Raw genomic sequence first — 24,192 nt, 5'->3', positions numbered from 1 at the left:
TAAATAAAATTATATTTCTTCCAGATTCATTATGTTTTTCCAAATTATGGAAATGCCAAAAGCCGCTTACGAGAAGCGGCCTTTGGGCACTAGAGAGCACAAACAAAACAACTATATTTAAAATTTACTGCTTGGTGAGTTGGCCAATATAAAGCACGCCGTATTGGTCCCAAGCCTTGAGCAAATACACGCCTTTTTCCAAATTCGCGACACGTACTTGTGCTTCGGGCTGGCTTAGGCCATAGGCTTCCATTTTCACCCTCCCCAACAAATCCATTACTTGCCATTGCAAAATTACTTGCGGTTCGGTTACGGACTCATGCGCCTTGTCGAGTACCAAAGTAACTTCGTCGGTGGCGGGATTCGGGTACAAAATCAATGATTTGACCGCGTTGCTACCTTTGAAGCGAATCGTATTTTGGACAATATTCGTCGCGATTGGAGCTTCAAAATCGAAGGTAATATTCGCTTGGTTCAACAGTCGCGTATCGCCTGCCAAGTTATTTTTTGGTTTGATTTGATATTTGAAATAACCGTGCGCCGCCGTCGGGTTATCGTAAACCGTAGGCAAATCTATGTGGCTAAACGATACGTTCAGGTTGCCGTCGCGGTCTAACGAGTAAGTGTAATGATGACTTGCGCCAACTACTTGGAACGTATTAAAATCCAGTCCCGCAGGCAATTGACTTTCTAACACTACATACGTTGCTTTGTAAGTACCTGAGTTTTCGAAACGAATCGTGTAAGTAAGCACTTGGTCAGGATTCACATAACCCAAACTGCCTTTGCCTTTTGGCGAAACCGAAATGTCGTTGGGGTCAATCGCGCCCACAATCGTAATGTCCTCCTGCGCCGTGTTGTTGGCGGCGTTTACGTCCAGCCCCGAAGCCGACGTGTTGGCCGTAAGTGTTACGCTATTGCCCGTAGCCAAGCCCAAACCTACGCTGTCCGTAATCAAAAACGTACGGCTTGCTCCTGCCTCCAACGTCCCGATTTGCCAAGTATATTCTTTGCCCGAAACGCTGTAATTGGCATCGGCTGTTTTCAAATACACATTGTTCGGATACGTGAGTTTTACTTGTGCGCTGCCCGCCGCCGTAGTACCCAAATTCTGCACCACCAAAACGGTTTGATTTTCAAAACCTCTGCGCCAAGCCGTCGTAGCAAAACTTACAGCCAAATCATAACCATTCGTAACGGCTTGCACCGGCACGTTTGCCCATAGCGTATCATTCGGATTGGTGTTGTTGATGGTTGCAAAATTTTGATTCAAAGACCAATAAGACGTATTATTCAAACTAAATTGTAAGCTGCTTTCGCGGGTGTAGAGTTGGAAAGTGCCTGCCTCGTCGGTGCGCAACGAAATGCCCGTTGGGTCAATGTTTAGTCCCAAATTGCCCACCGTATTTTCCCCCGCATTTTGTACGCCATTGCCGTTGAGGTCGTTAAAGGCTTTGCCCATTACCACCGTTCCGCCTTGCTCTTGCACGGCATTGTAAGTACCCGAACTGTAACCTGTTACGTATTGTTTTATTCCCGAAGGCCACAACACCCGCACCGAATCTACTTGCGAAGTAGCCGCCAAACCAAAATGAATAAGCGTAGTATTTTGGCTACCAAAACCCGACACGGGCAAAAGCTGGCGATACTGCCAAACGCCGTTGGCTTTGATGGCCACTTGCGCCCCGATAGCCGCTTTGTTGCTATAAACGCCTTGCAGTTTAAAGCCTATCCAGTTGTTGGTAGAAGGATTATGGCAATAAAAACCAGTCGTGCCAGTCGTGTGCGTGGTTACCACCAAATCCAATGCGCCATCTTTGTTATAGTCGCCGTAAGCCACGCCGTAGGCTTTGCCCAAGCTACCCGCAATCAACTCTTCAGGTTTGAGGGTAAAGCCTCCGTTGTGGTCATTGAGATAAAGCATCGAAAGGCCGTTGTCGTTGGTCATGAAAATATCCGTCCAACCGTCATTGTCGAGGTCGGCACACACAACCCCATGATTATCACCGTTATATTCTGCAAAAAGCGAGTTTTGAACTTTCATAAACGATTGTCCTTGTACGTTCAAATACAAATCGTTGGTTTGTTTGGAAGCATTCACCACCACCAAATCCAAGAAACCGTCGTTGTTCAAATCGCCCCAAGCCGCGCCAACGCTGTTTTTGGCATCTGCCGCCAAAGTCGCATCGTTTACTTTTTGGAACTGAAAATTTCCTACGTTTTTGAACAAAGAATTAGGTCTGTTATTGCCGTTGGGAATGAAAATATCTACAAGTCCATCGTTGTTGTAATCGGCCAGAATCGGAGCTAAAGAACGTTCGGTTTCTTGCGTTACAGGCGTATTTTCTACGCGGCTAAACGTATTGTTGCCATTGTTGCGGTAAAGCTGATGGAATCGGGTTTGGAAGAAATTTGTCATTACCAAATCCACGAAACCGTCGTTGTCGAAGTCGGCGAAAGCCGCCCCATGAAAATATTCTGGATTGGTGTCTATGCCCGAATTTTTCAGTTCCGTAAAGTTGCTGTTGCCGTTGTTCAAGAACAATTTAGAACGGGTTTTGGACGAATTAACCAACAGCACGTCCATGCGGCCATCATTGTTAATGTCTGCCCAAACGCTGGCGGTAGTGAGTGCCTTTTCGTTTACAAAATTAATATTCGTGATTTTGGTAAAAGTGCCGTTTCCGTTGTTCCGATACAGCTCATTGGCTTGCGTTTCGGATTTGGTAGCCACACACAAATCTTCCCAACCGTCATTGTTATAGTCCACCCAAGCGGCATTCCAAGCGTCGTTTACGGTGCTGCCCACCGTGGTTTGGTGGCAAGCCGAGAACAACAAATTAGCAGTATTGGCCGTGTTGTTCTGAATCCCTTTGGACACGAAAGCCTGCTGAAATTCGCCGTTTACCGTGCCACTCACGACGGTTTCAGTACTCAAAATCACGCCGTTAGGAATGACCGTGCCGTTATCGTAAGTAGATTTGACCAACACGGTAGTTTGCATTTGGTAGTTGTCGGTGGCCGTAATGGTACTGATGTCTTGGAATGTAATCAGGCTGCCGTCGGAAGTGGTCGTAATCGTTCCTGTTTGGACTTGCTGGCCGTTGTTGTACAACACGCTACTAATCGGCAAAAGCCCCGAACCGACATTTACTTCCATGCTCGTACCCGTAATCGTTACGTTGTCTTGGGTCAGTGAGGTGGTAAAAGTAACCTGTTGGCCGGGAATCGCATCTGGGCTGGAAGAAGCCGCCCCCAACTTGAAACTTTGCGGCAAAGACGAACCAAAATAGTTCATCCAGTTGTCGTTAAAGTTGGTACTTAGCACCGAAATATTTTGCGACGATTCGATAAGCACATAAGGCCGTTCCGAACCGCCAGCGGCTGTACCTGTTCCGTTGTAAATGCTTTTCCATTCTGTAATGGTAAACTTGGCATCTGCGTAGCGGTCGGCGGCAATGTTATAAGTTTTATTCAAAACCGCGCCATTGGTTTTGGCATCTTTGATGGTTACGGTAGTGCTTTGGCCGCCCGCAAACAAGTAAAAGTGCGAAATACTTCCCGTAAACAATTGATTGGTAAAAGGATCATAAACGTTGCCTTCTGTGCTGGGTGGCAGCATATACGCCAAATATTTTTTACCAGAACAAGTGCCATTTTCTGCTGAAAGCATCGTGGACATGTCCGAAGTATTGGTTGCGCCAGTTTCCATCCAGTTGGCTTCCATCACCGAAACGCGTTTGCCAGCCGTACACGTAACGCGGAAAAGTGTGGCGTACGTTGCATTTCCGTTTTGTTTGCCTACCCAGTCGGCGGGTTGGTATTGGTTGAGTGTCCAAGAACTCATGGCTATCCATTGGCCGCCGCTATAGCGCGAAAGTTGTACTTGGTTATTGCTGTCCCACGAAGAAACTCTAATTTCTTGTTCGCCAGCTGCCTGATATGGCACAGCAAAATAAAACAACTCGCCCGACGCACTGCCATTCGAGGAAGGGACATAACCGCCGCCGTCACGTTCATTTCCCCACAAAGCACCGTATTGCACACTTACGTTTTTGTTGGCCTCTATCATGTACGTTGCGCCCGACTGCATTACGTCGCGGCCTTGCGTGTTGAGGTAAATAATATCATTGTTTTTGGTCAAAATCAATGTTGGTGTAGCCCGTTTGGAGCGTGGTAACCGTCGAAATTTTGTAAATAGAGATGGTTGTATTGTTTTCGAAAGCAAAAACATTAAGGTCGCGCGGCGAGCTACTTACTTTCGGGGCATAAATGTAGAATTTTTGACCTACGGATTTTTTGTTTACCGACGGCACAAAGTTGTGTTGCCAATCGCTGTCGGTGGACATGGACGCATATACAATTTTGTTGCTGTTGATGGTAAAATAATCGCCATCGCGTTTGAGCGTGCCGCCCGAAGCATAACGCGCGTCGTCGTTGATGCCGTTGTCTTTGATGTACAAAATGTAGGATTGTCCCGCCATCAAAACGCCTTGTACATTGTCGTCGGTATCGCCGTCCATGCCGTCGTCGGTGATGGTAAAGGTTGTGCTATCACTTACTGCTGTAATTACCAACGCTACGTTGCGTTGTACGGCTTCGTTGTTGGGTGGCACAAAAATATTAAAATAGGTGGATGGTTCGCTTTGCCCGAAAGCAGCCCATTTGGCCAGTAACAGTATGGAGATGAATAAGATTATCCTTTTCATGGCGAATCGTTTTTAGCGTGTGCATCACTGCATTACGCATGATTTATGCCAAAGATTTTTTATTCACACAAAGTATTCAATTTCAGTATTTTAATATTTTTGTAGTTTTAAAAATCACTTCCAAATCTTGGAAAATCTCCGTGTTTTGGAGTTGATTTAAAGTGATTGTTGAGTGAGTTGGTCAATGGTTTGTTGCAAAAGTTGATTGGTTTGGCCGATGAGCAGCCGCAAAGACTCCTTGTCTTTGGATTCTGGGTCAAATTTCTCCAACACCCGAATTGTATTGTACAGCGATTTGATGCCCATTTGGTCTATGCTAGCTTTAGCCTTGTGCGATACTTTATTGATACGGTCTATTTGGCCAGCCTCCAAAGCCTCCACAAGGTCCGTCATGGTTTGTTTGGTTTGCTCCACAAACACGCTTACCATTTTATCTACAAAAGCCTTGTTGCCCCTACTCATTTTTTCCAAATACGTCAGGTCGTAAAGTAAACCGTTGGTAGGCTTTTCGGCCTCTAGCATTTTCATTTCGGCTCTTGCCAGTTGCTCAGCTTCTTTGATGGACACAGCCTCACCCCCCAAAACGTGTTGTATTTTACCTATGAAATAATCTTCATCGTAGGGTTTGATGATAAAATCGTTCATGCCTTTGTCCAGATATTTGTCAATATCGTGTCGGAAAGCATTGGCAGTAAGGGCGATAATCGGCGTATCAATTTTGAGTTCTTTGCGGATAATTTCGGTGGCTTTTTCGCCGTCCATGATGGGCATTTGTATATCCATCAGAATCAGATCGAAGCGTTGGGCGCGTACAATATCCACCGCCATTTGGCCATTTTCGGCTTCCATTATCTCAAAACCCAAATATTCAAGGCTTTGCCGCGCAATAAATCGGTTCATTTCGTTGTCTTCGGCCATCAATACTTTTTTGCCCTTAAACGCTCCCGTTTGGATGTGCGTGCTGGCAGTGAGTAGATTTTTTTCGTTGCCTATCGGCAAATCCAGTTCAAAACCAAACACTGAGCCTTGCCCCTTTTGGCTTTGCACGGTGAGTTGGCCGCCCATGAGCCGCACCAAATCATTGGAAATGGCCAAGCCTAAGCCCGTACCTTCATATCGGCGATTCGCATTGTTTTGTTCTTGCGAGAATTTATCAAATATTTTACCCAAAAACGCCTGCGACATACCTATACCCGAATCCTCTACTTCCACACTTACGCGCTGGTGTGTGGCGGTAGTCTGCCAGACTTTTACGTTGATGGAGATAGCCCCAAAATCCGTAAATTTGATGGCGTTGCCTATCAAGTTGATGAGTACCTGACGGATACGCGTCTCGTCGCCGAGCAAGGCGGGTTTGAGATCAGGGCTTACATTGAGCTTAAATTTGAGATTTTTTTCTTTTACTTGCGAGTGCATAATGCTATGCACATTATAAGCCAACACACTCAGGCTAAACTCTTTAGAAATAATTTGCAATTCCCCCGACTCAATTTTGGCTATATCCAAAATATTGTTCAGAATCGTGAGCAAATGTTTGGCTGCCGTCTCGGAATGCTTCACGTAAAAAGATTGTTGCAAACTCAGTTGCTCTTTGGAGAGTTGGCGAATCATGCCAATAATCACATTGAGCGGCGTGCGGATTTCGTGGCTCATGTTGGCCAAAAACAATTCTTTGGCTTTGGCGGCGGCTTCCGCAAAACTTTTGGCCTGCGCCAATTGCTCTTCTAATACTTTTTGTTCGGTAATATCCAAGAAAATGCTGATGCTGCCTGTTACTTGACCTTTGTCGTTGTAGTTGGGTGCGCCACTGATAAACAGCCACAAATCACTGCCATCTTTGCTGCGGGTTTTGTATTCATAACTTTCCGTTAAGCCCGCTTGCCGCTGCTCTATGCGTTGCATGATTATTTCTTTGTCCGAATCGGAAAGCACATCTACCAGTTTGAAGCCTTGCAGCTTGTCGAGCGAATAGCCAAACATGGAGCTAAAACTTTGATTGAAAAATACGATTCCTCCATTATTATCTATTTCCAACAAGCCCAAATCCATGTTGGCGATAATGTTACGGAATTTTTCTTCTTGCAAAATCAATTGCTTTTGCCAACGTTGACGGCTACGCACATTGATAAGCATTTGGGCAAAAAGCGTCAATAATCGGGTTTCTTTTTCGGAATAATTATGGTACATACGCACCGAGTCAAAGCCCACAAAACCAATGAGTTCTTCTTTGTCTATCATCGGAATGGCCATAAGGCTCTTGATGCCTTGCGCCTGCAAAATCGCTTTCAGGCCATGCGCACCCGTGTGTATCAATTTGCTTACATCTGGAATATAAAACGGCAGGCCTTTGCGGTGCTGCTCTACCCATTGCGGGAAATATTCCATCGGAACGTTTTGCAAATTATTGATTTCTGACTCAATGCCCTCATTGCACCACTCATACGTGTTGGAAGTAGTGTTTTTCTCAAAATCATAATCAAAAATGTAGGCCCTGTCTGCGTCCACGAACTGCCCCATTTTTCTAAGCGACTGATTGATCGTATTTTCTATTTCACTTACATCAAGATTGATGTACGTGGAAGCGATGTCCGTAAGCGTTTCTTGCAAGTGCAACTCTTGTTGCAAGCTGCTTTCGGCGGTATAAAGTTTGGTTTTGTCCATAATCACGCCATCGAGCCGAATGGCTACACCCGCATCATTATATACAAATTTGCCCCGATTGCGTACCCATTTTATTTGCCCAGCCCCCGTTACGATCCGATAGCGCACATCGTAAGTACCATTATGCGCCAAATCATAGTAAATATCTCGGATAATGCGTTTGTCGTCTGCGTAAATAATATCCGTCCACAAATCACTATTTCCTTTCCAATGCTCCACGCTAAAGCCAAAGAGTTTTTCAACCGATGGCGTTACGAAAATAAGTTGGTTGTCGGGGATACTCACCGACCAAATAATATCATCTAAATGATTGAGAATACTTTCTAACTGTTGTTTAGTTTCCAGCAATTGTTTTTCCTGTTCTTTGCGTTCGGAAATATCCCTGGAATTGGCAATGACGAAGGTTTGGCCTTCTACTTCTACCGTATTTACGGTTACTTCCACAGGGAAATATTCCCCTGTTTCTTGATTAATATTCTGTCCTTCAAGTATTTGCTTTCCATTTTCTTTCAAATCCTGCACGTGCAAATACCATTGCTGCGGATCTTCGAACAGCTTTTCAAAATCCTTTACATTATGTTCCGTGATTTTATCTCTTGGAATACCGAGTCTTTTTTCGGCTACATTATTGATGTAATACAATTGCCCGTCTTCTTTGCTTATCTGGAACGCATCGGAACTGTTATTCACGAGGTTTTGTAACAATTTCAGTTGCTTTTCCTCATTGGCTTGCGTTAATAATCTACCCAATTGGTCTATTACTTTGCCGAGTTCTTTTTCGATAGAATCCGAAAAAGGCGTATTTCTGACCAAAATCAAATGGCCAAACGTATAGAGTTTATATACAAAATAATAGCGACCATCAATTAACTTACTAAAAAACGGCTGCGTATCGGCCATGATTTCGGGTTGCAGTTGCATGAGCCGATTGCGTTCCGTTTCGTTGCTCTGCACCACTCTTGGCAACACAAAACGCAGTTGCCCTTCATGACACACGCCCGCCATAATACAATTGAGTTTTTTGAGGTAGAGCGGCAGTGCGTTTTGTATAATTTGCTCAATATTAGACCCTTGCATTTGCTGCAAAGTCAGTTCGAACAACACTTGTATGTCTATTTTGTTACGTTCCATTGTGATATTACGACGGTTTTATTGTATAATTCCAGTGCCGATTCACCAGCATTGGCAATTTCCCCCAAACTCAACACGCCATCAAACAGGCCATTCTGACCCAAAATATTTAATTCTTTTACAAAATCAGCGTCCATGTAAAGCACACGTGAAATGCAGTCCACACAGAATTTGAGCGTATTTTCTTTTTCCCCGTTGTTGAGCAAGGAAATGGCGTGTTCTGCCCCAGCCAACAACGAATGTGGGTTTCCGTGCATAATGCGCACGTAGTCGCCTTGCGGCACGTGGTCAATGATGTGCAAATGACCATTTAGGGAAGCGTAAGGGTCGCGAATCACCATTTCTGCATCCATACGCACCAACCCCAACGGATAGGATTTGGCTATTTCAAAAAAAGTAGCTTCGGTAATCTGTTTGCCCGAATGCGCAAAAATTTCTTTTTGATACACCTCAAAAGCAGGTTGCCAGTTTAGGGATTTAACAATGTTACCGTCCACCTCCGTTACTTTGATGGGTTCGCTAATCGGAGACCAACCGTGCGCCACCCCCACTTGTATGTCCGACCCGCAAACAGCCACCAAAGCCGTATTGCCATAAAAAATTCCGTTGTACAAAATGCTGTCCAGTGGCTTAAAATCCAACGCGCCCGCTCCTGCTCCCAGATAATTGACACCATGCCCGAAGGTATTATACACCTCCTGAATTAGTGTATCTTTATTCTGTGATAAAAAATCAACGAAGCAGAATACAGATTTGACCGAAAACAATTGCCCCAAAGTCTCTAATTGCTGGATAATGACCGCCATATTTTTCGATAAGTCCAGTAACGTAACCTCAAACACCATCGGCAAAGGAATAAGTAAAAAGCCCGTTTGTTGGCGACGGCTGGCCGCAATGAGTTCGGGGTAAATTCCGCCCAAAAGTGGCTTTTCGAGGATTTTGTATAAAAGCTGAGCAGTGTCAGGGCTTAGTCTGGTACTGTCTGCAATAAAAAGTAAATAGGAGTTGTATGTGTGTGTGTTTGCCAATTGTTGGGCAATCTCTACTAGCTCCCTTTCGGTTTGGCAATAGATTCCCTTATTCATTTTATTTGTTTTTTAACTCTCCTGCACTGATTAAATTATAAATTTTTGACTTTCCAATGTCTAATTTTTCGGCTACCAAAAGCGCATTGCCTTCGTATCTGTCCAAATAGGATTGGATAATTTCTAATTCGTAATCCCTGAGGGTTTTTTCGGATTCAGAGTAAGGCTTCGTACCTCCTAATTCATAAAAAGTAATATCCTCGGCGGTGATTTCGCCGTTATCGCACATAACGCAGGCCAAGTCCATGACCGCTTTTAATTCACGTACATTGCCACCCCAAAGATGTTTTTTGAGTTTGGTTTTGGCCGTATCCGAGAGTTTGAGCGGCTTTTGTTTATTTTGGCTCGTGTATTCGTCCATAAAATGTTTAGCCAGCAATAGCACATCATTTTGGCGGTTGCGCAAAGGTGGCAACTCAATGGGCAAACCCACTAAGCGAAAAAATAAATCCTCGCGGAAATTCCCTTTTTTGACTTCGTCAGCCAAGTTTTTGTGTGTGGCCGTAATGAGTCGTATGTCTATTTTCTTGGGCTTGCTTCCTCCGATTCTCACTACTTCGCGTTCTTGCAACACGCGCAATAGTTTGCTTTGCAGGTTCAGGTCCATTTCGCCTATTTCGTCCAAAAAAAGTGTACCGCCGTCTGCTTCCTCAAACTTGCCCGCTTTGGCGTTCATGGCTCCCGTAAACGCGCCTTTTTCGTAGCCAAAAAGCTCACTTTCCGCCAATTCTTTGGGAATGGCGGCCATGTTCACGGCTACAAAAGGTTTTTTGCGACGGTCTCCGTTGAAATGAATGGCTTTGGCATAAACCTCCTTGCCCGTTCCCGTTTCACCAGTCAGCGACACATTAATACTGGATTGGATGGCTTTTCGCAACAAACCAAAAGTGCGCTGAATGGCTTCACTTTGGCCAATAATCGTTTTGGTAAAGTCATATTTGGCACTGAGCTCTTCGCGCAAAACCTCCACTTCTTGCCGTAGGGCAAGATTTTCGCGGAGATAAATTACAGATTTCCAAAGTACATCTTTCGCATATTCATCTTTGATTATGTAGTCTTTTGCTCCTTGCTTGAGCAAGTTTACGGCCACCCCGATTTCCTCTTGTGCGCTAATGACAATCACAGGCACGTGCGCGGCTCTGGTCTTGATTTCTCGGAGCAATTGCTCGCCGTCCATATCGGGCAAGCCAAAATCCATGCAAATAAGATCTGGGTGTTTGTGTAAGGCTTTGAGCAAATCGCCAGCCTTCTCGAATAAAGATAATTCGTAATCAGGATTTTGCCCTAAATGATACAGTAGCATTTGCCCGTACCAAGTATCGTCTTCTACTATAAAAATTTTCATATATAGTCTGGCTTTGGTTTAATACGTTTCTAACAAAGTTATGGGATATAGTTAGAAAACCAAACACACTATTTAAGACAAATACAAGATAAACTTGCATTGTGATTGTTTTGAGTAGAACATATAATAACACTATTTTGCCTACAAAAAAACAAAACAAACAATCGTAATATTATATAAAAAACAAAAAAGCGGCCTGTATTGAACAGTGCCGCTTTATACAAATATTACAAATAATCAAAACACTACTTCACCATTACTTTGGCGGTGCGTGTTTCGCCTTTTTGTGTTACTTTCAACAAGTACATTCCTTGTGCGATGCCTTCCAATGAAACACTTTCGCCGATGGCCGACCAGTTGCGCAACTCTTTGCCTTCAAGACTTGTAAGCGTAGCAGATGCACCAATCATGTTCGGAACATATAATACGCCTTTGTCCACTGGGTTTGGATATGTTGCCAATGTCTTATTGATTTTATCAAAAATACCTGTTGGGTTTTGTACTTTCGTAACGGCGGTGTTGGTAATCACTGGCGCATTATAATCGAAGTAAATCGCCGCTTTGTTAGAAATGTTCGTGCCCAAAGCCAAGTTTGCTTGCGGTTTGATGCGGAAGCTCACGAAACCATGACTTGCTTTTTCGTTTACGTTGCTGTCTGGTAACTGTATGTTCAAATGCTCAAAATACACAATGTTATTTTTAACGCTTGTACGAACATTGTGCGAAGAAGCAAGCATTTCAAGTGTATTGGCTTGCAAATTACTTTCCAAAGTATCGGCAATTACGACGGTGAAAGCCGTGTCTGTACCTGTGTTTTGGAAACGAATGGTATAGTCGATATACTCACCAGCAGCGATTTGTGCAGGGCTAATTTCTGAGCGGGCTTGTTTGTCGTTAGGGTCATAAGAGCCTGTAATCATAAGGTTCAACATTTGGGTATTATTCGCGGGAGTTTCTTCTGTGCCATTGCCTTGAATACCAGCCCAGAATGGCATACTACTTCCTAAAACAGCGGCAGTAGAAACCTTTCCATATACGGTAATTTCACTCCTAAAACCAAGAGGCAAATTTCCTACATTCCAAATGAGTGTATCGTTACTTACTATATAGCCTTCAACAGAAGTCGAATCTATGGTATATAAGGCAGGTTTTAAAAACTTCACTACACCATTGGACACTAGTGTACCTTGGTTCATATAATCTATCATAACATCTAACCCAAAACCAGGGCGAGCATTGCGCGAATTTGTTAAATTAACTTTTAAATCATAGACTAATGCATTGGTAATCAGTCCGAAATTCGTCATATTAACTTGCCCGAAAGCAGCAAAATGAACCGTTTGCGAGGTAGGAGTAAATGTAAAATACAATGGTGCCGTAGGAACGGAGGCTGTAAATATGCCAGTATCAGGCACTGCTATTTCATAGTAACCACTATTATCCGAAAACACGCTAATACCATTACTAGTGGTAACTTTTATATGAGCAATACCTATTTCAGAAGCGTCTTTCACTCCATCAGCATCAGAATCTTCATATATATATCCAAAAAATTTAGGATACACATTACATTGTTCACTGTTATTGGTTGGATTGCAAATCGGAGGTAATGGTGTAGTGTTAAGAGAGTCGCCATTGATGGTGGCAACCAAAATCGGCGTACTGTTGGGAATACAAGAAATATTCGTGTTAGTTACGGAGATCTGCCATAAGTAGGGTGGTAATAAAGGCAAACAACTCAATGGATTGTTATGACATATTAAAAAACCAAGGCTATTGGAAAGTATTGGCAAACTAGTCAATTGATTATCGTTGCAATATAACTCAGCTAAATTAGAAGGAAGTGTAGGCAAGTTCGTCAATTGATTGTTATTGCAGTATAAATAATATAGGCTATTTAGCAATGTTGGCAAGTTCGTGAGTTGATTATAAGAACAATTAAGATAATTAAGCCCACTGGGCAGTGTAGGCAAACTCGTGAGTTGATTATTCTGACAAGTTAGATAATGCAATGTACTTGGCAACATAGGCAAACTTGTAAGCTGATTATTATTACAAGCAAGCATAGTTAGAGATGATGGCAAAGTAGGCAAACTTGTCAATTGATTATTAGAACAGTCTAATGCTCCCAAACCACTAGACAAAGTTGGCAAAGTTGTTAGTTGGTTATCACTAATATTCAAGTATGTTACTGTATTCGGGATACTTGGTAAACTTGTGAGCTGATTAGAACCACAGTTTAAAGTTTGCAAACCACTTGGCAATGCAGGTAAACTTGTGAGCTGATTACTATTGCAATACAAGTATTTTAATTGTTTAAAATACTGGATTCCTTCTAGGTTAACAATAAAATTATGGGACAAATCCATAAAATTATTCGTCGAATTTTGTGCACAGAGTGTATCCAACTGCTCCGAAGTATTAAAACAACTCGGATAAAGCGACATTAGTTTAGTCCTGAAATTAGCATCAGGAATATCAACGTAATTTTGTGCTTGCACCTCTGGCTGCACAAAAAGTCCTGCCAAAAGCAAAGACATGGTTGCGATTAATTTTTTCATAAAATGTTAAAGTTTAATTAGTAAATGAATAATGATAAAATAAAATTATATTACAATAATAGCATATTCAAATACAAAAAACAAGCTTTATTTCAAGAAAATAAAAAATAAAGCCTATATTTATAATTATATGGACTTAGGAAAGTTAAAATCAAGCAAAAAACTACTTCACCATTACTTTGGCGGTGCGTGTTTCGCCTTTTTGTGTTACTTTCAACAAGTACATGCCTTGCGCAATGCCTTCCAACGATACGCTTTCGCCGATAGCTGACCAGTTGCGTAATTCTTTACCTTCAAGACTGGTAAGCGTAGCCGAAGCTCCCGCCATGTTCGGAACGTACAACACGCCTTTGTTCACTGGGTTTGGATAAACAGATACTGTTTTATTGATTTTATCAAAAATACCTGTTGGATTTTGAACCTTTGTAATGGCGGTATTAGTAATTACTGGTGCGTTATAATCAAAATAAATCGCTGCTTTGTTAGAAACCGTAGCACCCAAAGCCAAGTTCGTTTGCGGCTTGATGCGGAAACTCACAAAACCGTGACTTGCTTTTTCGTTTACGTTGCTGTCGGGTAGCAAGATGTTCAAATGCTCAAAATACACGATATTGCCTTTTACGCTGGTACGAACATTATGCGAAGAAGCAAGCATTTCCAATGTATTAGCTTGCAAATTACTTTCCAAAGTATCGGCAATCACCACTGTAAAAGCAGTGTCTGTACCTGTATTTTGGAAACGAATCGTATAGTCAATATACTCGCCAGCAGCGATTTGCGCAGGGCTAATTGCTGGACGGGCTTGTTTGTCGTTGGGGTCTAAAGAACCTTGTACCGTAAGATTTATTGTACTGACGTTGTCGGCCAAGTTATAATCCAAAGTATCATTGTTATTCAATAAAGATTGGAACGAAAGCACAGAACCCAATACGGCAGCCGTTGATACCGTACCATGAACAACAATGCTTTTAATTTCGCCGATACCTAATGTTCCTAAATTCCAAATAAGTGTATCTCCACTTACTGTATAATTTGGTTCAGAAACGATTGCCGTTGTATATAAAAATGGTTTTACAAATTTGGCTACGGCGTTAGTTGGAACAGTTCCCTGATTGCGATATGTTAATTTGAAATTTAGCATAAAACCGGGGCGAGCTCTCTGATAACTCTCCAAATGTGTAGATAAATCGCGAAACGGATTAGACGTTGTTAATGCAAAATCCGTTGCACTTATTTGTCCGAAAGCAGTAAAATGGGCCGTAATAGCAGAATCTTGGACAATAAAATATTGCGGCGTAACCACCGTAGCTACAAAATAACCTGTATCAGGAACGGTAATCGAATAAAAACCATTGGCATCTGTAAAGACCTTATTGTTAGCCGATATTTTAACGGCAATATTAGCCATTCCTATTTCTGAGGAATCTTTTATTCCATTGCCATTTGCATCATAAAAAACATAGCCCGAAAACATAGGGAACGTCATACACTGCGCTATGTTATTAATAGGATTACATATCGGAAAACTTGATGGCATATTGACTGGCTTGTTGGGGATACAAGTAATATTGGTATTAGATAAAGATATGACTTGCATTCCGCTTGGCAAAAAAGGCAGACAGTATATCGGGTTGCCATGGCAGTATAAGGCCGATAAACTAGCAGGAAAGTTTTGTAACTCCTGCAACAGATTATTGGCACAATGTAAAATCTTTAATTGGCTGGGCAGAACGGGTAAGTTTTCTACCAAGTTATTAGGGAAATACAAGGTATTTAAACTACTTGGTAGCACGGCAGGCAAACTCGGAAGCGAATTATCAGAACAATACAAATGTTTAAGCATCGGCGGCAGTTCTGTAAGGCTGTTCATGGAGTTATTAGAACAATTCAAATACTCAAGACCTGCGGGTAAGGCGGGCAAGCTATCTACCATGTTGTTGGCATAATGCAAATACGTAAGTGTACTCGGCAATGTCGTCAGGCTTGTAAGCGCATTGGTATAACAAATTAAGGTTTTTAAACTATCTGGTAATGGCGGTAAACTTGTAAGCAAATTGCCATAACAGTTTAGCTCTTTTAGGTTCTTGAAATAACGCACACCTTCCAAATTAGCGATGTTTTTAACCGACACGTTCAGTAATGTATCTGTTAGAATAAGAGCGCAAGTAGTATCTAACTGCGAATCAGCATTAAAACAAGTCGGATATTTCACTTTTAGCGCATTCCTGAAATTGGCATCAGGAATGGTTACATACTGAGCAGCAACATTTTGGGCGCAAAGAGCCGCCCAGCAAAAAAGCAGGGTTGAGAACAGTTTTTTCATAAGATGACAGACGTTTAAATAAAAATAAATATATTTTTTTGTATCTTTCTTTGAGATAAAAAAGTGCGCGCCTTATTGTCGGAAACTCCTTTTGGGGAGAGGCAACTCAAAAGCACGCACTTGGATTTAAATTAATAAAGGTTTAATTAAGATATATTTGCTTATTAGTTAGAATTTAAAGTTGATTGAAGTGTTCACACCCATACTTCTACCGCGCACATTAGAACTTCCCGAAACAATGCGTTGCCAATATGGAGAAAGCACAAATTGCATACGTTCATTCAAAGACCAAACACCATTGAGCGATACATTAACGCCTGTATTCCATTCTCTTGCAGAGCGGTTCACGATTGTTTTTTGTTCTGCATTAGCATATGCCAAATGCCCTTGAAGATCGTATAGTGTAATATTTTTTACATAGTCAAGTGTCTGAATAGTAGTTGAATTCCGTATGGTAGCCCCTGCCGTAGCCGACAAACTAACATTCTTGTGCTCAAGGATTTGATACTGAAGCTGGATTGGAAGTTGTATGTGTTTTTGTTTTACAAAACTGGTTACCATTCCAAATGAAGTATCCGTAGAGGCTTGATTTATTGTATTGTATTTATTTTGAGCATAGAACAAACCAACTTCTACACTTAGTTTTTTAGACAACAGATAAGAGGCTTTTATACCAATCTGACCACCTTGTTCATTGAATGTTTTGGCCGACGATGAATTTCTATTTGTTGATTCGCTTGCCCCATAAGAAGCCACAAACCAAGTGCTATATTGACTTCCTGAATTGTAATTTTGTTGCTGCGACGCATTAAGAATTTGCGCACTTTCGGTATCGTTACTGGCACTGTTAGCGGATGGCGTTGTATTTATAACATTAGTTACATCAGGGTCTGAGTTAGAATCCCCACCGTCCTCTACTAAGCCATATTCTCCCATTTGCTTATATCTTGCAGCAGCTAAAAAATTTCTATTAAAGCCACGATTCAAATTGCCACGACCTCTTCCAGTATTGCTAGTGTTTAAGCTAACAAACTGTGCACCAGCACTTCCTTCTTCCACATAGCTAGATTGTATAGCCATTTGCGCAGTTTGTGCCAACAAATTAGTAGTCTGCGTACTCACAAACGCTTGAAATGGCGTATTCAGAAATTGAGGACGATTAGCTCCATTTACACTGATACCATTGGCAGCAGGCAAAGGAGTCGAACCATTGCTAGCAGAAGTAAGCGCGTTCCTAACCGAATGACGATAAGTCTTGAAAGTACGCGCTTTCCTCGCTAAAATAATTGGACGTTCATTTTTACCTTTTTCAGAGGTTTGGAGATAATCTAGGTTTGGAATTGTAGCACTGGAATTAATAATATTTATTTTTTCGGCACTAAAGGTTGGTTTATTGGTTTTATTTTCTTTGAGCGCGGCCATCGAAGCATTGCCTTTTCTGCCTGACTCAGGTTTATATACGTCAAGAGTGTTCGTGGAGTTGTCAATAGCAATGTGTTCTGTTTGGCTAGACTGTAACCAATACAGCGCAGAACCAGCACCTGTGAGCAAAAACAAGGCGATCAGCAGATTATACCATTTCTTCCACCAAGCTACGGGCATAGTGGTATCAAGGCGACGTTGCATGTCATCCCAACCTGATTGGTCAAACGGAAAGGCATACTCCTCCACACGCTCCCTTATTTTATCATCAAAAGAATTTCGCTCATTTTGCATAACGTTCGTAGATAGTGGGTTCTGTTTCTTTTATTATGAGTTGAAGTTTAGCACGCGCCTTCGCCAAATTAGCCCTAGACGTACTTTCTGTTATTTGCAATTGATCTGCAATTTCTTTATGTGAATAGCCTTCAATGGCGTATAAGTTAAACACCACTTTATAGACTGGTGGCAAATCCTGAATAATCCGAATGATGTCTTCTGCCGCAAAATGCTCTATTACATCGGGCGACACATTCACTTCTTCAGCAGCCTCAATATCCAATTGGTGCGCATACTGCCGATTTCGGCGAAAAGCATCTATCGCATTATTGACCATTATCCTACGAATCCACCCTTGCAACGAATGCTCAGGCTTGTACTCTTGGATATGCGCAAATACTTTCATAAAGCCATCATTAAGCATCTCCCCCGCCTCGTCCTTGCTGCTGGCGTAGCGCATACAAACAGACATCATTTGCCCGTAAAACTGCTGATAGAGCAATTTCTGTGCATTGCGGTCTTGTTTAGCACAAAGAGCCGCAAGTTTGCTGTCGTTTATATTTTGAGTAGAACTAGGCAATTTGTTATAGCGAGATATATTCCTAATTGGCTTTCTAACTACAAGACGCAAACAGCTACCCCAAACGCTGCCTGTGTTTGTAAAAAAAAAATTACTTTTTTTTAGAAGTGGCAAATATAGCCCAAAAAACACTATATTATTCAATAAAAAATTATTTTAAATCAAAAAAAATAGCACTGTGATGCCGTTTTTTTTTTATTTAGTTTTGCCCTAAATTTTATTTCAGCATACAGATACAATGAAAAATATAACAGAATCGGCCTCTCATTTCTCTAATCTGGAGCAAATGTCGGTGTCTGAACTATTGCACGGCATCAACTCCCAAGACCAAACCGTTCCGCTGGCCGTAGCGCAAGCCATTCCGCAAATAGAGTGCTTGGTAAATGCCATCGTAGAAAAAATGCGCGTGGGCGGACGTTTGTTTTATATCGGAGCTGGTACGAGTGGACGTTTGGGAATTGTGGACGCGTCCGAATGTCCGCCAACTTTTGGCGTGCCGCACGATTGGGTCATAGGCCTGATTGCAGGTGGTGATGGCGCGATTCGCAAAGCCGTTGAGTTTGCAGAAGACGACAAAGAACAGGCTTGGAAAGATTTGAATTTTTATGAAATAAATAAAAACGATGTAGTGGTGGGCATTGCCGCTTCGGGTCGCACGCCTTACGTGATTGGCGGACTGGAGATGTGCAACCAACACGGCATCACGACGGGAAGCATTAGTTGCAACCCTAACAGCGCACTATCAGCCGCCGCAAAATTTGCGGTAGAAGTAATCGTGGGGCCAGAATTTGTAACGGGCAGTACACGCATGAAAGCAGGCACAGCCCAAAAATTGGTGCTCAATATGATAACGACCAGCACCATGATACAACTTGGCCGCATCAAAGGCAACAAAATGGTTGATATGCAGCTTTCTAACCATAAACTCGTGGACAGAGGCCGCCGTATGTTGGCCGACGAACTGAATATTACAGCCGAAGAAGCCGCCCATTGGCTCGAAAAAGCAGGCAACGTGCGCCGCGCCATTGAGTTATATCAGCAAGAAAACAAGCATTAGGCCACATGATACCGATTAATTATTATTTGTATTTGGCGGCGTTTTTGTTTTCGGTGGGGCTGCTGCTTGTCATCGTAAAACGCCATGCCATCCTGATGCTCATGGGCATAGAACTCATGCTCAATGCCGCCAACCTTAATTTGGTTGCTTTTAGCCGCCAAGATTCGGCGCAAACAGGCGAAATTTTCGCGCTGTTTGTGATGGTAATCGCTGCTGCCGAAACAGCTGTGGCATTGGCCATACTGATATTGTTGTACCGCTACACGCAACAAACCGACCCAAGCACCTTTACGCATTTGCGCGACAGATAAAGTGTTTTTCATAGATTTTATTTACTTCAAAAGCCTAAAATATTCGAGTATCTAATAATTATAATATTTTAGGCTTTGTTGCGTTTTGGCTACAGAATTTTGCTCAATTCTAAAATTCTTTAACCTTAAGCATTAATAATTGAATGAAAAAATTATTTTTCTCACTGCTCTTCTTCTGGGCAGCTTTATGCACACAAAGCGCGTCGGCACAGTATGTAACTATTCCTGATGCAAATTTCAGGGCTCAACTAATGTCGATTTATTCGAGTTGTTTTAATTCTTCGGGGCAGTTGGATACCCTCTGCGCACAAAATTCGACGAATTATCAAATAAACGTATCATATAGTAATATCGCCAATTTGGAAGGTATTAAATACTTTAAGAACGTGAAAAATTTATATTGCAGTAACAACCAACTAACAAGTTTACCAAACTTGCCAAGTGGTTTGCAAACGTTAGACTGCGGTTCTAATCAGCTCACAAGTTTGCCTGCATTGCCGAGTGGTTTACAAACGTTAGACTGCGGTTCTAATCAGCTCACAAGTTTGCCTGCATTGCCGAGTGGTTTACAAAATTTAAACTGCTATTATAATCAGCTCACAAATTTGCCTACGCTTCCTGTTAGTTTACAATATTTATCTTGTCAGGATAATCAATTGACGAGCTTACCAACATTACCAAGTGGTTTGCATTCATTAAACTGTTATTATAACCAGCTAACAAGTTTGCCTACATTGCCAAGTGCTTTGAGTTATTTGGCCTGCTCTAATAACCAATTAACGAGCTTACCAACATTACCAAGTGGTTTAAATTATTTATCTTGTCAGAACAATCAATTGACGAGCTTACCAACATTACCGAGTGGTTTAAATTATTTATCTTGTCAGAACAATCAATTGATAAGTTTACCAGCGTTACCGAATAGCTTACGCTATTTATATTGTCAGAACAATCAATTAACAAGTTTGCCAACACTGCTCTCTAATTTAGTTGAGTTATATTGCAATGATAATCAATTGAGTAGTTTGCCAATACTTCCCAATGGCCTTAGTTTTTTAATATGTTATAATAATCCTTTAAACTGTTTGCCTCTATTACCACCCAATTTGTGGCATATTTCGGTAACTAATACTAATATTTCTTGTATTCCGAACAGTACGCCGAATTTGGTAGCTCTCATAAATGGCGACTCTCTTAGTCCAACATCTTTACCTCCTATTTGCAACCCAACCAACAACAGTGAGCAATGTAATGTGTATCCTAAATTCTTGGGCTATACATTTTTAGATGCCAATAATAATGGCATTAAAGATGCCTCCGAAAGTGGGGTTGCTTATGTAAAAGTTACCATAGGTAATGGTATTAGTGTGTATTCAGATAATAATGGTTATTATGAAATAGCAGTGCCAGATACAGGTACATTTACGGCCTCTGTTCCTGCTGCACCACTGTATTTTACATTTACTCCTGCCTCACAAACTGTTCATTTTACTGCTTTTGGACAGGTTAGTTTGACTAATTTCGGACAGGCTTCCAATTTACTGGTCAATGATTTAAAAGTTAATTTAACAAATTCGCGCAATGTTCGCTCTGGTTTTGGCTTAGATTTTACGATAGATTATGCCAATCAAGGTACCTTAGCTTCTAATGGTGTAGTGAAGTTTCTAAAACCTGCTTTATATACTATAGACTCTACTTCACTTGAAGGCTATATTGTAAATAACGATACGCTTATTTGGAATGTAGGAAATTTGACGATTGGTGCTACAAATAAAATCATTGTATATGGAACTGTTTCGACTGCTGCTGTTTTAGGAAGTAGTATGCTATTCTGGGCAGGCATTCAAGGCAATAACCCAGAAGAAACTCCCGAAAATAATGTCAAAACGTTAAATCTTACGGTGGTAGGTTCTTTTGACCCCAATGACAAACAAGCTCGCCCAGAAATTAGTCCTGCGCAAATCGCTGCTGGCGAGTACATTGATTATATCATTCGTTTTCAAAATACAGGTACTGATACCGCTTTCACCGTCGTAATTGCGGACACTTTAGCCAATACTTTGCAAACCAATACGTTAGAGGTTGTTTCTTCTTCGCACAATGTTCGTACAAGTTTGAATGGAAGCGTAGTGTATTTTGAGCATCTGAACATCCTGTTACCAGACAGCAACGTAAACGAAAAAGCAAGTCATGGTTTTGTGAGTTTCCGCATCAAACCTAAAGTTAGCTTAGCAGTGGGGGCTACGGTTTCTAACAAAGCCGCTATTTACTTTGACTACAATGCGCCAGTGATTACCAATACGGCCGTTACGAAGAAAGTACAAAATACAACAGGTATTTTTGATAAAATCAATAAAACCCTGTCAGTTTACCCGAACCCAGTGGAAAATGGCGTGTTGTACGTGCCAAACATGGTGGGTGCAGCGGCTACGCTTACAAGTCTTGAAGGCAAAGAGTTGCGCAACTGGTCGACTATCGGCGAAAGCGTTTCATTGGAAGGCATCGCGCAAGGCATGTACTTGTTGAAAGTGACGCAAAAAGGCGAAACTCGTACCGCCAAAGTAATGGTGAAGTAGTCTAACTTTGAATAATTTTAATAAAAGACAAAGTCTATATATTTGAATATATAGACTTTGTCTTTTATTTTTTTGCAAATATCCTTGTTTGTTGTTATTTTATAGTTTATTATTGCGAAAAAATTAACTTAATTTAATAAACTTTTACATTTATGAAAAAAACAATCGCAACACTGTCTTTGCTCATGGCAGGACTTTTCGCGCAGCACGAGGCCCAAGCGCAGTATGTAACACTGCCCGATACGAATTTTAGGAACCGTATGCGTTTAATCTATCCAGAATGTTTTAACGCAGTTGGAGATTTGGATACGGTGGCCGCAGCAAATGCTGAAAATTCGACCTGTGATATCTCTGGACTTAGTAGCCAAGCTGTCACGGGTATTCATTACTTTAAAAATATCATATTTCTATCTTTTACGTACAACACAATATCTACCTTACCAAGATTACCATATAATCTACAGATTTTGAGTTTTACGCAAGCGAATTTTCTCACCCCTTCTGAGCTCATAATTCCTACGTCAGTAAAGCAGCTAGAATATATTTCATGTAATCTTAGTGTATTACCAACATTACCGAGTGGACTAACAGCCATAAGTTTACGAAATAACCCTAATCTAAATTTCTCCTCATTACCTCCGCTGCCAAATAATAATTTTAGTCAAATTGATTTGTCTTACAACAATTTAAGTGAATATCCTTCCAATTTCATAGGGCAACAAGGATCGTTACAGAACCTTTATTTGAATAATAACCAACTAACAAGCCTTCCTAATTCGTTAGAATTAGGGGGAGATGTTAACTTTAATGTTAATTATAACCAATTAACAAGTATTTCTTCTGGTCATTACTACGCTTTAAGCTGTTCTAATAATCAGATCACAAGCTTAAACGGGGTTAGTGTTGTCAATTCTTTGAATTGTTCTAATAACCCAAATCTTACTTGTTTACCTTATTTGAACCCATATTATTTTCAATCTCTTAATATAAGTGGTACGGGCATCACTTGTTTACCTAACAAACCTGTTAGTCTAAATTCTAATCTACCTATTTGTAACCCAACTAATAATCCGAACAGTTGCCCAAGCTTTCCGTATGCTATAAAAGGAAAAGCCTATAAAGATTTGAATAATAATGGCTCTTATGAAGACAATGAGCCTATAGTAAATGCTGCTGTGAAAGTAAATGGCCATAGCTGGGTGGGCTATAGTTATAACAATGAATACCAAGTTGACATTGATACAGCTGGTAGTTATAATATTTCACTTGCATCTTCATTGCCTTATTGGACGGCTATCATCAGCCCAACAACTCCTGCAGATTTATATATGTATGGAGATATTGCCACGCGAGACATTAGATTAGTGGCCAACCAAACAGCTAAAGACCTTTGGATATATCAATCTCTTGGTACTTCTCGTCCAGGTTTTAACAATACAATAGCGATTATCTATCAAAATATAGGTACAGTATCTGCCAATGCCACAGTTAAGTTCTTGAAACCTGCTGGTTTTAGTGTAGATTCTGCGTCAGTATCTGGCTATACAGCAAGCGGAGATACCCTTATTTGGAATGTAGGAAACCTTGATATAGACCAAAAAGGTGTAATTTTGATTTATGGTAAAATTGCTACCAATGTAGCTTTAGGCACAGAATTGGCGTTTAATTCTTGGGTGAACATGAGCGACACACAAGAGCAAACCCCAACCAACAACCATTCCTTAGCGACCAGCATCGTTACAGGTTCTTTTGACCCTAACGACAAACAAGCGCGCGAAGCGATTAGTCCGGCGCAAATAGCTGCTGGCGAGTATATTGACTATACCATTCGTTTTCAAAACACAGGTACAGACACGGCTTTTACCGTCGTAATTGCCGATACTTTGGAAAGTAATTTGCAAGCCAATACTTTAGAAATGGTAGCATCTTCGCACAATGTTCGTACAAGTATGAAAGGAAACGTAGTTTATTTTGAGCATTTGAATATCCTGTTGCCAGACAGCAACGTAAACGAAAAAGCAAGTCATGGTTTCGTGAGCTTCCGCATCAAGCCGCAAACGAACTTGGCTTTGGGCACGAACATTTCTAACAAAGCAGCGATTTACTTCGACTACAACGCGCCAGTAATCACCAACACCGCCGTTACGAAAGTACA

13 protein-coding genes are annotated in these 24,192 nt (G+C 41.4%); 4 read left to right on the top strand and 9 right to left on the bottom strand.

The window, feature by feature from the left end; genetic code table 11:
- Window positions 1-124: 124 nt before the first annotated feature.
- The 9 genes from BM090_RS12785 to BM090_RS12745 all read right to left on the bottom strand — a co-directional run bounded on the left by BM090_RS12785 (window position 125) and on the right by BM090_RS12745 (window position 18,093).
- Window positions 125-4,144, bottom strand: coding sequence for an FG-GAP-like repeat-containing protein (locus BM090_RS12785; protein ID WP_177199928.1), 4,020 nt, complete (start codon window positions 4,142-4,144; stop codon window positions 125-127).
- Complete coding sequence (locus BM090_RS12780) at window positions 4,128-4,709, bottom strand: hypothetical protein (RefSeq protein ID WP_143083972.1); 582 nt, start codon at window positions 4,707-4,709, stop codon at window positions 4,128-4,130. The genes BM090_RS12785 and BM090_RS12780 overlap by 17 nt, the downstream gene beginning before the upstream one ends.
- A 156-nt stretch (window positions 4,710-4,865) precedes the next feature.
- The gene (locus tag BM090_RS12775) at window positions 4,866-8,501 is read right to left on the bottom strand and encodes a PAS domain S-box protein (protein WP_091513645.1); all 3,636 of its coding nucleotides are present in this window, start codon (window positions 8,499-8,501) and stop codon (window positions 4,866-4,868) included.
- Entirely contained in the window at window positions 8,483-9,586 is a 1,104-nt protein-coding gene (locus tag BM090_RS12770; protein ID WP_091513642.1) for an FIST signal transduction protein, read from the bottom strand. The genes BM090_RS12775 and BM090_RS12770 overlap by 19 nt, the downstream gene beginning before the upstream one ends.
- Window position 9,587: 1 nt before the next feature.
- The gene (locus BM090_RS12765) at window positions 9,588-10,931 is read right to left on the bottom strand and encodes a sigma-54-dependent transcriptional regulator (RefSeq protein WP_091513638.1); all 1,344 of its coding nucleotides are present in this window, start codon (window positions 10,929-10,931) and stop codon (window positions 9,588-9,590) included.
- 245 nt (window positions 10,932-11,176) lie between these two features.
- Complete coding sequence (locus tag BM090_RS12760; RefSeq protein WP_091513635.1) at window positions 11,177-13,492, bottom strand: DUF7619 domain-containing protein; 2,316 nt, start codon at window positions 13,490-13,492, stop codon at window positions 11,177-11,179.
- Between the two features lie 163 nt (window positions 13,493-13,655).
- Window positions 13,656-15,815, bottom strand: a complete 2,160-nt coding sequence (locus BM090_RS12755; RefSeq protein WP_091513632.1) for a DUF7619 domain-containing protein — start codon at window positions 15,813-15,815, stop codon at window positions 13,656-13,658.
- 168 nt (window positions 15,816-15,983) lie between these two features.
- Complete coding sequence (locus tag BM090_RS12750; protein WP_091513629.1) at window positions 15,984-17,531, bottom strand: hypothetical protein; 1,548 nt, start codon at window positions 17,529-17,531, stop codon at window positions 15,984-15,986.
- Window positions 17,521-18,093, bottom strand: coding sequence for an RNA polymerase sigma factor (locus BM090_RS12745; RefSeq protein ID WP_091514292.1), 573 nt, complete (start codon window positions 18,091-18,093; stop codon window positions 17,521-17,523). The genes BM090_RS12750 and BM090_RS12745 overlap by 11 nt, the downstream gene beginning before the upstream one ends.
- Window positions 18,094-18,331: 238 nt before the next feature.
- Here BM090_RS12745 and murQ point away from each other — a divergent pair, with 238 nt between their 5' ends.
- From murQ to BM090_RS18415, 4 genes are all read left to right on the top strand, one after another.
- On the top strand, window positions 18,332-19,150 hold the full coding sequence (gene murQ, locus BM090_RS12740; RefSeq protein WP_091513626.1) for an N-acetylmuramic acid 6-phosphate etherase: 819 nt from the start codon (window positions 18,332-18,334) through the stop codon (window positions 19,148-19,150).
- A gap of 5 nt (window positions 19,151-19,155) precedes the next feature.
- Window positions 19,156-19,461 carry an NADH-quinone oxidoreductase subunit NuoK gene (gene nuoK, locus BM090_RS12735; RefSeq protein WP_091513623.1) on the top strand — a complete coding sequence of 102 codons (306 nt, stop codon included), beginning with the start codon at window positions 19,156-19,158 and terminating at the stop codon, window positions 19,459-19,461.
- A 143-nt stretch (window positions 19,462-19,604) separates the two neighbouring features.
- On the top strand, window positions 19,605-22,037 hold the full coding sequence (locus BM090_RS12730) for a DUF7619 domain-containing protein (RefSeq protein ID WP_091513620.1): 2,433 nt from the start codon (window positions 19,605-19,607) through the stop codon (window positions 22,035-22,037).
- 914 nt (window positions 22,038-22,951) lie between these two features.
- The coding region (locus BM090_RS18415) for a DUF7619 domain-containing protein (RefSeq protein WP_221405398.1) at window positions 22,952-24,192 on the top strand (1,241 nt) is incomplete at its 3' end.

Origin of the sequence: Flexibacter flexilis DSM 6793 (assembly GCF_900112255.1) — a bacterium.
GTDB lineage: Bacteria > Bacteroidota > Bacteroidia > Cytophagales > Flexibacteraceae > Flexibacter > Flexibacter flexilis.
This window is presented reverse-complemented; position numbering and strand designations above follow the sequence as displayed.